Below are 778 nucleotides of genomic sequence, written 5' to 3' on the forward strand. Positions count from 1 at the left end.
CGTTGTTTAATGCTATGAAAGAAACCCCTCAAAAAGAGAACAAAAAACTACTGTTAGTGGATGACGATCCCAATTTAATTCTTTTAGTTAAGGATTATCTGGAATGGAAAGGCTATGAAGTCATCGCTGCCGAAAATGGTCAAGAAGCCTTAGAAATTCTGGAAACGAACACTCCCGACATGATTATCTGTGATGTCATGATGCCAGAAATGGACGGTTATACGTTTGTGGAAAAGGTGAAAGAAAATGCCAAACTCAATTGGATTCCTTTTCTTTTTCTCTCTGCCAAAGGACAAAGTTCCGATCGCGTCAAAGGCTTAAGTAAAGGAGCCGATATTTACATGGTCAAACCCTTTGAACCAGAGGAACTGGTGGCTCAGGTCAAATCATCCCTCAGTCAAGTCGATCGCTACCGAGATCTGTCTAAAAAAGGGGTTGATATGGCTATTACCTTACACGTTCCCGAGGGAGTCGAACTCACAGATCGAGAAATGAATGTCGTGCAGTTAGTTGCCCAAGGCATGAAAAATAAGGATATTGCCGACCAACTCAATGTCAGTCAGCGAACCGTTGAAAGCCATGTTTCCAATATGTTACACAAAACCCAACTCAAAAACCGCACGGAGTTAGCGCGATGGGCGATCGAAAGCAATCAAGCCTGACAAACTCAGTGCATCGCTATCAACTATCAACTATCAACTAACTTCCCCGCTATCAACTATCAACTATCAACTATCAACTACTTACCTATCAACTATCAACTATCAACTAATAACAG

Annotated in this window: 1 protein-coding gene; it reads left to right on the forward strand. The window is 41.6% G+C overall.

What is annotated here, in order from left to right:
• Positions 1–14: 14 nt before the first annotated feature.
• Complete coding sequence (locus VB714_RS07400) at positions 15–662, forward strand: response regulator transcription factor (RefSeq protein WP_416309631.1); 648 nt, start codon at positions 15–17, stop codon at positions 660–662.
• The last annotated feature ends 116 nt before the right edge of the window (positions 663–778 follow it).

It is taken from the genome of Spirulina sp. 06S082 (assembly GCF_034932145.1).
Lineage (GTDB): Bacteria > Cyanobacteriota > Cyanobacteriia > Cyanobacteriales > Spirulinaceae > CCY15215.

Bases quoted from the DNA above. Each gene is read 5' to 3' on its own strand.
- VB714_RS07400 (WP_416309631.1), top strand. From the start codon at position 15: ATGAAAGAAACCCCTCAAAAAGAGAACAAAAAACTACTGTTAGTGGAT.